At 37.9% G+C, this 14,184-nt stretch carries 10 protein-coding genes; all 10 read right to left on the bottom strand.

The window, feature by feature from the left end; all coding sequences use genetic code 11:
* Positions 1-9: 9 nt before the first annotated feature.
* Entirely contained in the window at positions 10-834 is an 825-nt protein-coding gene (nifH, locus tag K5G00_RS23145; protein WP_158867960.1) for a nitrogenase iron protein, read from the bottom strand.
* Between the two features lie 509 nt (positions 835-1,343).
* Positions 1,344-1,643: a glycoside hydrolase family 99-like domain-containing protein gene (locus K5G00_RS30240; RefSeq protein ID WP_394800877.1), complete on the bottom strand. Its 300-nt coding sequence runs from the start codon at positions 1,641-1,643 to the stop codon at positions 1,344-1,346.
* Positions 1,644-1,801: 158 nt separating this feature from the next.
* Positions 1,802-3,424: a SusD/RagB family nutrient-binding outer membrane lipoprotein gene (locus tag K5G00_RS23140; RefSeq protein ID WP_238768878.1), complete on the bottom strand. Its 1,623-nt coding sequence runs from the start codon at positions 3,422-3,424 to the stop codon at positions 1,802-1,804.
* 68 nt (positions 3,425-3,492) lie between these two features.
* Positions 3,493-6,927 carry a SusC/RagA family TonB-linked outer membrane protein gene (locus tag K5G00_RS23135; RefSeq protein ID WP_238768856.1) on the bottom strand — a complete coding sequence of 1,145 codons (3,435 nt, stop codon included), beginning with the start codon at positions 6,925-6,927 and terminating at the stop codon, positions 3,493-3,495.
* Positions 6,928-7,625: 698 nt separating this feature from the next.
* Complete coding sequence (locus K5G00_RS23130; RefSeq protein WP_238768854.1) at positions 7,626-8,909, bottom strand: hypothetical protein; 1,284 nt, start codon at positions 8,907-8,909, stop codon at positions 7,626-7,628.
* Positions 8,910-8,914: 5 nt separating this feature from the next.
* A complete protein-coding gene (locus K5G00_RS23125) occupies positions 8,915-10,033 on the bottom strand; it encodes an acyltransferase family protein (protein WP_238768852.1) in 1,119 nt (372 codons plus the stop codon).
* Between the two features lie 98 nt (positions 10,034-10,131).
* Entirely contained in the window at positions 10,132-11,046 is a 915-nt protein-coding gene (locus K5G00_RS23120; RefSeq protein ID WP_238768850.1) for a sugar phosphate isomerase/epimerase family protein, read from the bottom strand.
* A 7-nt stretch (positions 11,047-11,053) separates the two neighbouring features.
* A complete protein-coding gene (locus tag K5G00_RS23115) occupies positions 11,054-12,358 on the bottom strand; it encodes a Gfo/Idh/MocA family protein (protein WP_238768848.1) in 1,305 nt (434 codons plus the stop codon).
* Between the two features lie 134 nt (positions 12,359-12,492).
* Positions 12,493-13,365, bottom strand: coding sequence for a sugar phosphate isomerase/epimerase family protein (locus K5G00_RS23110; protein WP_238768847.1), 873 nt, complete (start codon positions 13,363-13,365; stop codon positions 12,493-12,495).
* A gap of 50 nt (positions 13,366-13,415) precedes the next feature.
* Positions 13,416-14,135, bottom strand: coding sequence for a 3-keto-disaccharide hydrolase (locus K5G00_RS23105; protein WP_238768845.1), 720 nt, complete (start codon positions 14,133-14,135; stop codon positions 13,416-13,418).
* Positions 14,136-14,184 lie beyond the last annotated feature (49 nt).

Below are 14,184 nucleotides of genomic sequence, written 5' to 3'. Positions count from 1 at the left end.
ATTTGCGCTTTAGCTGGCAATACCAAAGTCGATTAACAACTTTTCCAGTTCTTCAATTTCCAGAGGTTCCGGAATAACAAACTTGTCATTCTCGTCGATAGCTTTCGCCAAAGCACGATATTCATCCGCCTGATTATGAGATGGATCATATTCAATTACTGTTTTTCTGTTGATTTCAGCGCGTTGAACCATGTTGTCGCGAGGAACGAAATGAATCATTTTTGTGCCAAGGCGTTTGGCCAGTTCTTCGATCATCTCTCTCTCATTGTCCACTTTTCGGGAGTTACAGATTAATCCACCCAAACGAACACCACCAGCCTGTGCATATTTTTTAACCCCTTTACAAATATTATTGGCAGCATACATGGCCATCATTTCGCCTGATACTACAATGTAAATTTCCTGTGCTTTCCCTTCGCGGATTGGCATTGCGAAACCACCACAAACAACGTCACCCAATACATCATAAAAAGTATAATCGATTTTGAAACTTTCGTCCCAAGCACCTAGCTGTTCCAAAAGGTTAATCGAAGTAATAATACCACGACCTGCACAACCTACTCCAGGTTCAGGACCGCCGGATTCAACACAACGTACACCTCCGTAACCTACTTTTACAATATCTTCCAATTCTACATCCTCGCCTTCTTCTCGGAGTGTATCGAGAACTGTTTTCTGTGCCAATCCTCCAAGCAATAACCTTGTGGAGTCAGCTTTTGGATCACATCCTACTACTTTTACATTTTTCCCTGCTTCAACAAGTCCTGCAACAGTGTTTTGGGTTGTGGTTGATTTACCAATTCCACCTTTCCCGTAAATAGCAATCTTTCTCATGTTATTCAGTTTTAAAAATTTAATTTTCGTTTGGCAAGCCTTTAACGAGAGATGTGCCAAAAAACATGCTCGACAACATATTTTTAAAACACGCCTTCATAAAAAACTGAATAACAGACGATAAGAAAATCTTGTTAAAATTGATTTTAAATAAGAAAACCCAAAAGTCCTACATAATTGTAAGATTTGTATTAAGCATCTACATTCAAGTCGCAGACGGTAATTGCATCAGATAATCAACAAGTTAAAATGAATTAACATAGGGTTAACCTACAAATTGGTAGGAAAGGAATAAATAAATATGGAAATACAAATATTTAAGGGATACCCCTTGTGTATTTAGCGAAAGCAGGCATATTTTGCGTTAAGCAAAAAAAATAACGCTTACTGGAAAAACGCTCAATTTGAAAAACCCGGGAGGGTAAATTATTTAATTACGTTGAAAATACAGACATATAGTTAGTTTGTGTAAATGCTTATAAAAACCCGTTTTAGACCAAAATGAAATACTACTCAACATATATATCATATTCCCCCGACATAACTTCTTTCACAGCATCAAGATATCCATAACCGTTGAGCATATCAGGAAGCAGGTAACTTCCTTCACCCCATTCATTCCAGGCATTAATAGTAATTATTTTAGGTTGTTCAGGATGGCTGTCAGCATATTTTTTTGCATTAGAAAGTAAGGCAGCAAAACTTTTGGGAGTATTATGATAATGAACAACATCATGTATATCCTTTGCCGGAAAACGTGGTGTGTAATCCCAACCGATTGAAACACATGGGAAAAGTCGAACTGAAATAGGAGACCTGGTTGGTAGGACGGATACCGCTACGAAACAAGATTAGCCGATATTTGGACACATTAGCACATAATGTAAAATACCGGGATTGTAATCCCGGTATTTTCATTTATACTTTATGATAGTACTAACTAAAACTAAACTAAAACGAGATAAATTTAATAAGGTTTGCCCGTACCTTGCAGTAACCACATTCGTGAGCGGTTATCATCTTTTGATGGCTTCTGCACAAATTCAGTTTTCTCTAATCTCTCAACTGCTTCATTGTAGTTTGCGACATACGCAGGATCTGGTGGATTAGGTGTATCGTAAAGATACCTTATAGTCAATGCAGGCTGATCTGCATCGACGGGTGGTTCAAAATCAGGATAACCTGTTCTACGCCAGTCGAACCATGGCTCCATTCTGAAAAACATTGATATATATTTTTGAGTCATAATGCGCTCATGTATATTTGAGGCTTTACTCAAGTCAACATTTTCCTGAGTATAAAAGTCATCAAAATCAAAGCCACCTACGTAGTCACTATATATTCCCCAATCATTCATAGAAGCTATAATGGCCTTTTTATAGTGAGATTCTGCATCGTTGACACCAAAAGCACCAATGGCTGCTGCTTCTGCCAATATAAATTCAACTTCAGAATAGGTGATAATAACCATTCCAACATATTCATTCGCATCTTGAAAATACATCTCGGCAAGACGGCTATTAAACGGAGTTGTTTTTGGTTCAACAGAAGTAGCCTGGGGACCAGCATTATATGAAGTCCATGACTTTTGGTAACCAACTGGTAATCCAACGTACATGTTTGTATCCAAATCATAACCATTAGGGTAAGGTAATACTTCAACAGGGAAGGTCTGCCCCAATGGGTCAGTATATTGGATAGTTGTTGCTGTAGCAATATTCATATCCCATTTCTTTTCGACAGGTCGTAACCACCTATACAATCTCGGATCATTTTGATCTCTTAAAGTATTAAGAAAACCTAATCCCATTCTTTCAGAATAACTAAGTTCACTAGAGCGCATTGGACCATTGTCAAAAGAAGTACCTGCAGAAGTTCCAAGATAATTCAAAACAGCATTATCGTCATTACTCGTGAAAACATTTTGAGCAGCATCCTGAAATTCTGCGTCTACGTTCACACCTAACTCGTCTTTTTTATTATTCAACAACAAACACATCCTGATTCTGAGAGAATTAACAAACTTTATCCACTTCGTTTTATCTCCACCGTACAACAAGTCATATCCATCCAAAACGGGAACGGTAGAGCCAGGAATTGCCTCTATCATATTCTTTGCTGTTTTCAGATCAATTAATAAGGTCTCATAAATCTCTTTCTGAGTATCATATTTTGGAAAAACAATTCCTTCATCCAGCTTATTAATTTCCGAAAAGGGAACATCTCCATACATCTTTGCTGCCAAATCTATAAATATAGCCCGATAGACCAAAGCCACTGCCTCCAAAAAAGTATTACCTTCCTCTATACTAAGGTCATACATCGCTTGGACATCTACTAAATGTTCGTATATAGTTTCCCATGGACTAGCGAATCCTGTCGTCCATAATAGAGCATTATGCTGCTCCGAATTATAACCATCGCCCACATTGAAATACTGTACTGTGGAAGCAATTTGTCCATCCCAATAGCCCTCATCACTATACAAATAGGCTACATTCTTCGTATTTGTTGTAAATAGAAAACTTGGATCGATCTGATTCACATCATTAGGGCTCTTATTTATTTCATCAAAATCATCACATGACATGGAAATTGGAATAAGAGCTATTGTCAATAATATTATAAGTAATTTCTTCATGATCATTATTTATTTAATTAAAAACCAACAATTAATTTCACCCCGAAACTACGGGTACGAGGAATTACGGAGTAAAATTCATAGCCCGGTTGATTAACATCATCAATGGCAGTAAAAGCCGTTTCCGGATCGACCCATACACTGTGCTTTGTCCACATAAACAAATTTTGACCGATTAGAGATAAAGACATATTTTGCATTCTCATTTTATTTACTAATTCCCGCGGGAACCTATACGTAAGAGATAACTCTCTTAATTTCACATAAGTAGCACTGTAAAGATTAGCTGATGCCAAATATCTATCTGCTCCCTTTTGCGCATTATACGGACTTAGCCATATTGTTCCTTCGCCACCAAAATTCTCGATATAGCCTCCATTTCCGTCCTCTCTTACTCCTACATCGAAACTGGCATCATCTATATAAATCCTTTGTCCATCTGCATTTATATAACTTCTTTCTTCTCTTTTTGCTGGATCTGTCCATGCAAAACCTCCATATTCAGCAGTTCGGCCTCCTACCCATTCATTTATGTATTTATCAGGATTTTCCCTAATTTGCTGTGCTATATCCACATTAGGATCATAATCTACACTTCCATTTATTGATTCTGGAAACCTTCCATCATTCTTTCCTTGCCTCAGAGTCTCTGAATAGAATTCCCCTCCTGATCTCCAGTCAAAAACTGCAGTAAGGCTAAAGTTTTTGTAATCTATGCTAGGGCTTATACCCAATATAAAATCGGGATTGTAGTTTCCAATTTTCTCAAAATGATCAGGATTATTATCTCTATTAGGTTTGCCATTAGAATATATTATGGCATGCCCATAGTATTCAGAATTTTCATCCTCCACTTTAAAGAAAGGAGCTTGATAAATATCTCCAACCTGGTCGCCTGGATAAGTATAAAAATAGCAATACCCTTTTGAATACCCGAAATATTCGATCCCATCAGCAAGCTCTACAATGGTAGTTCTGTTTCTGGTGAAATTTAATCCTAAATCAAAAGAAAAATCCTTTTGTCTGATAATAGAGGTGTTTAGAGTTACATCCCATCCTTTACTTCTTACCAATCCAGCATTTATTTGCTTACTTTCAGCTCCTGAAGTAATTGGCGTACTAATGCCAAGTACCTGGTTTTTATTATCCATAGTATAGTATGTGGCATCCAGAGATATTCTGTGATCAAAAAAAGCCAAGTCAGCTCCAATTTCTTTCGATGTAGCTATTTCCGGTTTTAGCTGGGCATTCTTAGCAATTTTAGTAAGATTGGCTCTTTTAGTACTACCCCAATCTTCACCAAATTCGTAATATCTTTGAAGCTGATAAGGATCTACATCGTTACCTACCTGAGCATATCCTGCACGTACCTTCACCTGGCTAACCCATTCTGGCATATCAATCATTTCATGTACAAGCAGACTAAGAGAAGCCGATGGATAAAAATATGAGCGATTTTCTTTTGGTAATGTACTAGACCAATCATTTCTCGCCGTAAGATCAAGATATACCATATTTTTATAGCCTAAAGATGCCTGCCCAAATACACTGTTCACTTTCTTTTCACTCCAAAAGTTAGTATATGTCACCGAACCGGGACCTCCATTACTAATGGTATATAACCCGGGAATAACCAGGTTAGTTGTCGAGTTATGAATGTTTTCCTGATGATTGGTTCGAAGATTTCCACCAATATTGGCCAATAGGGTGAAATCGGTCAATGTTTTGTTATAAGAAAAAAGGCCCTCCCAATTTTGTTCTCTAAAATTGGAGTATTGAATATCAAAATTTCCATTGGGTGAATTATTGGTATCCCATGGTCTTTGATTTACAGCTTTTTGGTTAAAATTACTTCGTAAATATTTTGCTGAAAATTTAAGACCCTTTACAAATTCCCAACTCACTTGTATTTTTGTCATTGCCTGTTTACGATCAAAAGAAGTTGTTGCTAATTCTTGCATCAGGTAAGGATTATTCCATCTTTCTTTCCATCTGCGTTGTACTACCCCTTCCTGGTTAGGCATCCACCATGTTTCCGGATTTATATAAGGAGCCATGTCAACTTGTGGTCCAATAGTTAAAATAGCTCGTGTTGGAGTCAGAAAACTATTGTCAGTATTTGGTCTGTTATCTGATTTTGACTCATTAAGAGACGTCATTACAGTTACGTCCAAATTATCAGTCAGATTCATTGTTCCATTTATGCCAATATTATTCTTTTTTAAATCTATATTCGGCATAATGCCTTTGTTAGCGTAGTTACCTAAAGAAACGTGAAAATTAGCATTGTCGTAATTCCCATTAATACCCACATTATTGGTTTGTGTCCAGCCGTTTTGATAAAAATCCTGCTGACGATTTATATTGTTTTCATGAGAAATCAATTCGCTTGGACTATCCTGATTTCTTTGCTGCGCAATAAAACCCTTGTTTAACTCAGGGCCCCAAAATTCATACGCATCGTTTTCAAATACAAATGCACCTTCTTGCCCTGAAGCAAACTCATTTTGAACAGGAAGATAGCTATACGGATTATCTACAATAAATGATGTATTGAAATCTACCCCTATACCCGTTTTCTTTCCTGAACCTGATTTCGAAGTAATAAGTACTACCCCGTTCGCTGCGCGTGAACCGTATAGAGCTGCAGCGCTAGGTCCTTTTAATACTGAAATTGATTCTATATCATCGGGATTCAGGTCTGATATAGCATTACCAAGATCAGCCTGATTGAATAGGGTACCTGTAGAATTGTATACCGGCACACCATCGACAACAAATAAGGGTTGATTGTCAGAGTTTAACGATGTCGCTCCTCTAATTACCATATTCATAGAAGAACCTTTAACACCATAGGTTTGAGAAATCTGTACACCAGCAGTCTTTCCTTGCAATGAGCTAAGTACACTAGCCTGAGGTGTTTCATTTAATTCTTCGCCGTCAACTGTTCCAACTGAATATCCAAGTGATTTTTTATCCCTGGTAATGCCGAGTGCTGTTACAACAACCTCATCCAACCCGATGGCAGTTTCAACCATCACAACATCAATATTTCCCTGACCATTAACCTCAACTTCGTTTGTTGTCATACCAACAAACGAAAACAGAAGCGTTGCATTTTCAGGAACATTTGTGATTGTGTATTCTCCATCTGCATTTGTAGTTGTACCCTGAGTAGTGCCTTTAACAACTACAGTTACGCCAGGAAGCGGCATATTGCGACTGTCAGTCACTTTACCGGAAATTAATTTCTGGCTCTGAATACCGTCCTCCAATACATTCAATTCAGGAGCATTTTTTTCTTTTGAGTCAAATTGAGTATTTACTGAATAATTATTGGTTGCTATTGCAATTACGGAAAAGAATAGTGCAAATACTGACAACCCACTCATTAACAACATCTTCCTCATCCCGGACCATTGACAGCCTAGGAAAAAAAGTTTTTTCTTCATAATTTTGTTAGATTATTATTTATATTATGGTTTAGATAACTCGCAAAATTACCTAACCCAAAAATTTAAAATTGAATAAGCCGGGATGTTGTTGGCATCTCGGTTTTTTCTTGGTCTACTTGGTTTACGTCATAGGCTTTTAGATTTTACTGGTTGTTAATTCGAACTAATAAACGGTCTATCAAAGTTTTAATAATCCTATAATCATTAAATTTTTTCAGTATTTCTTAATCTAAAAAAAGTAGTAGAGTGATCCATATTTCTCTAATACTCTAATAAATCAGTTATTCTATAAATCGACTTTTTATCCATAATCGATGTCTATACTAGATATTCGCAATATTCAAAAGCACCTTTAAACTAATAAATACCAACACTCAACAATATTTAAGACAACCTTACTTTTCCTTTTCAAATCATTTTAATTAAGAAAAGAGCAGTTGTTTCTTAAATCCTAATAACCGAAACTCAGTTGATATTTTAACATAAAGAAAATAAAAATCCATCCACAGCAAATATCTGCTTAAACGATTTAGCAAAACATGTATTTTTTGACTTTTTATAATAGTTTTTTGACATAATTTGGAAGATGTTTTCATCATTTAAGCTATGTCAACTTGTAAAGGATATTATTGAACACAACAAATTTTATTGAAAACAGATGCGATCGATTTTATTCACTCGTTTGAAGATATCAATCACATGAGCCGACTTAAAATAATCTGTGCACCTTTTGAATTAGCTATTCGTCTTAGCTTAAGCGTGAACAAATACTTTTCATTTTGAACGGAAGACTGTGATTCTATTATTATTCCATTTGACTTAAACTGAACAGGCTTATTTGTTTGTACTTTAATAATTAGCCCTTCTTTTCCTATTCTATTCGGAAGCTTATCTGTTTCAGAAAAATCAAAAATAATTAAATTACCTTTTAACTCAGTCTTGGTAAGTGAATGATGGACTAATTGTTGCTGAAAACAAAAAGAATCAGGAGCCAACATCATTTCAGGCTTTTCATTATAGGGTTTTAAATAGTTTACCCATTTTTGAACCACTTCCAAGTTTCTTTCAGGCTCAGGATGTAACATATTGGGCCAATGCAAACCACATGTAGGGCTTGTTAATCCTTTAGAAGGATTTCCGGGAAAAGTTAACCATGGAAACTCATCTTTACCTCTGTCGATAGTAATTACGTCATCATCAAATCCAAAAAGTTTGTGTTGGATTCGGTGTGAATTATACATTGACTCAAACGGACTATTAATGTAATTTATCCCTCTTTTTCTGAGTAGGGATGCCAGGCTAATTTTCCTTCCCTCCGACGGTCCGAACGAATGCCTGAATGCAGTAGGTACAAATGATTTGGGAAATGACCCCAGATTGTGTTGCTTCATCAATCTTTCAAAATAATCCAGATGCAATTCAACTTGCACTGCAGGACGCATCTGCCCGTTTGAATCCGTCCATTCTGCTCGTGTAAAAGCTCCGTTTTCCCAATATTCATGACCGATACCGTGAACTGTTAATTCGAAGTGTTCCTTATTATTACGGATGATTTCAGCAGCTTCATCAAGCCAGTCGCCAACCCATTTTGAATTATCCCATTTTTCTCCCATCCAGGTGCTGGTAGGAAGTTGACTCAAAATATTATACTTATCCCACTCACATAAAATAGTGGCAGCCTGCGGTCTAATCCCCAAAGATTTTCCAAGCTCAACAATGGCCTGATAATCTGCTGGAACATGATTTCGATTTATACCTGTACGATATGGCTCCTGCCACTCGCTTCCATCTGTCCCTGACCACCAGCCAACATCGTCGATTACCACCTGAACAGGCATGGGAATAAATATTTCCAATCCATCGGAAGCATTTTTCCCTGAGGTACAGGAACTAATGATTTGCATATTGCCAAGTATTGATGCTCCGGCAGCAGCCTTTACTGTTTTTTTTACGAATTTACGTCGGGAAGAACCTGTCATCTCGACTAGATTTTAACAAATACCTTGTTTTTATAAAGCCAAAAAGTGATATACCAAAGTACTGCCCAGGTTGCCAGGCTTGTTATGATTCCGACAACTAATTCACCTCCCCAAGAAAACAGAAGTTCGCTAAACGGATTTAAAATTTCCTGAATCCAACCAGATCCTCCAAGATGAAAAAACATATAAATAAAAATGCTGTTCATTCCCACAATAATAAAAAACAACGAACCTTTTTGGAAAAGTTTTTTGACATCAATGAGCCAGTAACAAAATGCCAGAACAAGAATGGTCAAGCCTCCGCTTGCAAATACAAAAGAAGAAGTTGCTATCTTTTTAATAATTGGCGTTACATTCAACCAGTCAAGAGAAAAGCCAATAAGTAAAGCAGCTATTCCAGCTACCGTTAAAATCTGTATTTTTTTTATCGGTTTTTTGTCGCTTTGCAACAGCCTGCCACAAAGTACTCCCCAAACGGTATGCGCAGTTGTTGAAACAAAGTTAAGCGTAGCCCACTCGCTGGCTTTATCTACACCTTCAATTTTGTTGTTGAACCAGGCACCTAAATTTTCGTAGTTTGTCCAGGGATGGTTAAAACCTTCTACCGGGAAATACCGGTACGCGAGATCAATTAAAAGTAAAATAAGCAGTGTGAAAATTATCTGAAAGCGAAAACTTTTATTCATAATAAGATAGGCAACCAGATATGTAACAGACAATTGTGCCAATACGTTCTGAAAACGAAAAACCAGTCTGCCTGCGGCAACAAAATAAAGTCCCCAGCCAAAAAACAACAATAAAAAGGAACGTTTTAAAACATGATACAATATTTGTTTATCGGTAGCGCCTTTTCGTTTCCGGTTGGCAACTGCAAATGGGATGGCTACTCCCACAATAAACATAAAAAACGGTTGAATAAGATCCCAAAAATGCAGGCCGTGCCACTCGTGGTGTTCGAGTTGTGTTCCAAGAAACTGCATAAACCCACTATCAATTTTCAGCAACTGTCCAAACAATCTTGTGGATTCACCCGCCAGAAGAAACATGGTAATTCCACGAAAAAAATCTACAGACACTACTCTACCCGGTAAGGCCACCTTTGAAGTTTGATTATTTATACTCATAAATTAATATCTATCATATAATAGTAAAAAATTAAACAAAAATACCAGGGGCTTCACCCCCTGGCATTTGTACTCACACTGTTTAACTAAGCCTAAAACTACAAATATCCGAGAATTTTATCCATTCGTTCTGATATATCTTTCAGACGCGTTCTGTCTCCACCACTCACTTCAGCTGTTAACCAACCTCCCTGGTGATTGATTTCGCTCACTGCTTTCATTACGACCGGCCAGTTATTATCTCCATCCAACAGGTTTACCTTAAAACCTTCCCACAGCCCTTTCGTATTCATCATTTCGCGACTGTATTCTTTGATGTGAAGTTTCATAATGCGCGAATTAAGTGTCTTGATCCATTGTTCGGGCCAACCGTAGCGCATAATGTTACCAATATCAAAATACCAGCCCACTAACGGATGATTGATTTCATCCACGAATCGTTTGGCTTCTACCGGGCTGATTAAAAAATTATTCCATACGTTCTCAAGCGCAATTTGCATCCCCGTTTTCTCTGCGTAAGGGATTAATTCCCGAATGGAATCGAGTGCTGTATTGTAAGCCTGTTCATAATCCACTTCTTCGTTTACAACTCCAGGTACTACTAAAACAGTATCGCCACCAAGGTCTTTTACATCCTGTAACGACTGGGCAACTGACTTGATACACTGTTTTCGCACTTCAGGATTGGGATCAGAAAGAGGTTTTTTCCAATGATCTTTATTTACCACACTTGGAAGTTCAATACCCGACTTTGCTTTGGCCTCCAGCACTTCGGATTTGTCCAAATCAATTGGGCTGTTCAACTCTACCCCATCAAAACCCAAATCTTTTATCAGTTTGAATTTATCAGTCAGAGATAACTCCTCTTTTATCATACCAAAGCCAAGACTTTTTTTCAGGGTAACTTTTCCTGCACCCTCTATCTGCGATACGCTTGCCGACAGTGTGGAGGGAAGTATTGTCGCTGCTCCCGCCAAAAGTGCTGTCGATTTAATAAAATTTTTCCTGTTCATGGTCCTTCTATTTAAATTTTTTAATTCCCGGAACGGCAATCGGAATGTCGTATTTGGTTTTCCACGAGATATCTCCCGGGAATAATACTTCCATCGAAGAGAGTGCCTGTTCGTATGAAATGGTCTCTCCTGAGTAAGCAGCCATTCGACCAGCCATAGCCAGCAAATTGGAACGAGTCATCCATTCCCCATCATTCATAGGCTTTCCACTTCTGATTGAAGCGAACAATTCGTCGTGTTCCTGTTGATACATATTTTTTACTTTCGACTTTTTATAAGCGTTTTCATCTGTAAATTTAGTATCATCGTCATATTTCCAGGGATTTTTTCCTTTTATTTCATGTAATCCTGTTCTGCAATCCACAAGGCATTTACCATCCAAACCCGTAAGTTCAACAGCATACGACGGGGTAGTTCCGGTTTGCTGACGGCAAAAAACATAGGCTTTGGTTCCATTTGAATATTCATAAGTTATTCCAAAGTGGTCATAAACATTGCCGTATTTTTTGTCTGTACGTTTTTGTCGTCCGCCTGTGCCGCTTACTTTTACAGGAGCCTCATCTCCCATTGCCCACGAAAGCATATCAATACTGTGTATGGCCTGTTCAATAATATGATCGCCCGACAGCCAGTTGTAATAAAGCCAGTTACGTAACTGGTATTCCATATCCGACCAACCTTTCTGACGTTCTTTGTACCACAATTCACCAGTGTTATATGTAGCTTCAGCTGCAACTACTTCTCCTATCTGTCCGTCTAAAACACGGCCAAATGTCTCTCTTTTTGGGATATGGTATCTCCAGCAAAACCCTGAAACAAGGGAAAGCTGTTTGTCCTTTGCTTTTTTTGCTGCCATCATTACCCTGCGTAAACCCGGAGCATCAACAGCAAATGGTTTTTCGCAAAAAATATGTTTATCTGCATTTATCGCTGCTTCCAAATGTTCCGGACGGAAAGCAGGCGGTGTAGCCAACAAAACCACGTCAACATCCGAATCAATAAGTTTTTGGAACGCCTCCAACCCCACAAACTTTTTATTCTCAGTAACCTGTACTTTTTCTCCAAATTTTTGTTTCAATGAATTATATGATTCTTCCAGATGATCAGAAAAAGCATCAGCCATTGCGTAAAGCACCACATTCGGATCAGCATTTAAAGCCTGCTCTGCAGCACCTGTCCCGCGACCGCCGCATCCAATAAGTCCTACTTTCAATGTGTCGCTGTTGGCGGCCCAAACGGAATTCGATGAAATAACTGTTCCTACGGTTGCCAGTCCGGCAATCTTCGTAAATTGTCTTCTTGATAAGTCCATAATATTTAGAATTTTATTATTATTAAAAATACCTTAATCGTATATTTTACAATTCCTTCAATTCGAGGTTTCTCCATAATATTTAAATCCCTCCTTTGAAGGGACTTGCAACGCTATTCGACCAATAAGTGTTTTCACAAATACTTTTTTAACAATGCTCTACCTTGATGGATTGCTTCGCGTCCACTTGACTCAATCCCATACCATCCCCGATAACCGGCGTCTTTACACATTTTAATCATTTGCGCCGTTAATTCTTCCGTTGGTTGGTTACGATAGGAATTACCACCTGCGTATGGCAACATTTTACGAAGAAAATTTACGTTGTCAAACTCAGGGCCAGGTTCTCTCCAATCCGGGTAAGAACCAAAATAAAGGTGGTTGACTTCTTTCATCAAAGCTTCCATCCAGTCAGCATCGTTAGAAAGCCTTCCGTGATTTTCAATCAAAACACTAACATTAGCAGGCACCGCGTACTCTAGCATCATATTATATGTTTCTGTTGCCCATTTTAAGGCTTCATCTTTTGGAGCATTCTCTGGTCCGCGACAATTTGTGCGAATTGCATGGCATCCCAGATAATTGGCAATGTCAATCCATTTCTGATGATTTATTACGGTTTGCTTTCTCTCTTCTTTTGATGGGGTGCAGGTCTCCCCTTCGTCGTCAACCATTATCAGCACCATGGAGATGCCATAGTCTTTTGCATTCTGTTTCAGTGTTTTTAAATAGTGTAATGTTGGAACTTCAAATAAAGTATTGACGAATTCAATACCATTGACGTCAAAATCTTCTCGTGCAACTTTTGGAAAATCAAGTGTTTTCCACTTTCCTTTTCTGATTTCATCGACCAATGACCACTGAGCAATAGATATATCGTTTGTTACCATTCTTGATGCAGGGTTTGCTTTTAATCCTGATACTAATCCAGGAGTTAGCATACTGGTCGCTCCAAGAATAGCTGTCTTTTGAAGAAAATTACGACGACTTATTCCGTTTTTGTTCATTCTTTTTGGTTTTAACTATTAAAAATAATTTTCAGCTTTCTCTGTGTAAATCAATCTAATTCAATAATCTGAATATTTCTGAAATGAATTTCTGCTCCCTCTGCTTCCAAACAGATGTAACCCCTTTTCTGCGATGAATTAGTGATACCATTTACAAACTTACCGTTAACTGAAAGTTTTATATTACCGTCAACACAAACAACATCGTAAGTATTCCATTTCTTTTTCCCCAGTACCCGGTTTTCTTTTGATTTACTGCGCTTGCCTCTTGGATTTTCAGGAGTTATTTCCACTCCCCCAACACCAAACAATTCGCCATGAACATATGCAACAGGCGGTTCTTTACCATCGCGGGTATTCAATTTTACCCATTCCAAATCCAACATCTGTACCTCAACGCCATCAGGAAGACGATTTTCGCCAGGTTGAGCTTTGCTCCACACAAATGTCCCGGAATTACCTCCTGCCTCCTGATGACTCCATTCGATGTGCATAATAAAATTTTCGTACTCGTTTTCACTGCGAATTACGCCGATGGGGAGCCCTGTACATTTCAGAATTTTCCCGTCAACTTTCCATGTATCGGTGTTGGTATTCACCTGGATCCATTTTACAGGCTCTGCCTTTTTAAATTTTGCTGAAAGAACATCTTCATAATTAATATTCTTTCCAAATGTGGCCACCTGAACCTGAGCTTTTAAAATGCCTGATTCTAACAGAAATACGGAAATAATGAGACATACCAAAACAAATTCTTTTTTTAGAGCCATAATTTAAAATGTTATAATTAATCTTTTCTCTGTTTTTATCTCTGTTGGG

Origin of the sequence: Maribellus maritimus, assembly GCF_022267315.1 — a bacterium.
GTDB lineage: Bacteria > Bacteroidota > Bacteroidia > Bacteroidales > Prolixibacteraceae > Draconibacterium > Draconibacterium maritimum.
Note: the sequence above shows the minus strand (reverse complement) of the source record. Positions and strands in the feature narration are given on the sequence as shown.